Genomic DNA, 440 nt, shown 5'->3' with positions numbered 1-440 from the left:
AAATATAGATTTTAGTAACTCACCTGTGTTTATTAATACTGAGAAAGTAGAGTTGCATAAAAAAAAATTGCTGTTAGGATGTATAAGTTCATTTGGTATGAGCGGCACTAATTGCCATATGATTATTTCTGATTACAACAAAAAGAGAAATATTCCAAATAATGAGGATTGTTTAGAGCCTCAAATATTCACATTTTCTGCAAACGATGTGGATACTTTAACTTTTCTATTAAGTGATTTATATAATTTTCTTCTTGAAGAGAATCTGATGCTACTAAGTGATATTGGATATACATTGAATTGCAGAAGAGATCATTTAGCAAATAGAGTGGCTATAATAGCATCATGTAAGGAAGATTTATTAGAAAAATTAAAAGAAGCATTAAATAAGATTCAACAAGGAAATAAAATTATTAAAGATAGTGAAGTTTATTTTAACG

At 27.3% G+C, this 440-nt stretch carries 1 protein-coding gene; it reads left to right on the top strand.

What is annotated here, in order from left to right:
• A partial coding sequence (locus ACTD9P_RS29995; protein ID WP_438870477.1) for a CurL C-terminal domain-containing protein occupies positions 1-440 on the top strand: 440 nt, incomplete at both ends.

The sequence above is a fragment of the Pseudomonas onubensis genome, from assembly GCF_965653655.1.
In the GTDB taxonomy this organism is placed as follows: Bacteria; Pseudomonadota; Gammaproteobacteria; order Pseudomonadales; family Pseudomonadaceae; genus Aquipseudomonas.
This window is presented reverse-complemented; position numbering and strand designations above follow the sequence as displayed.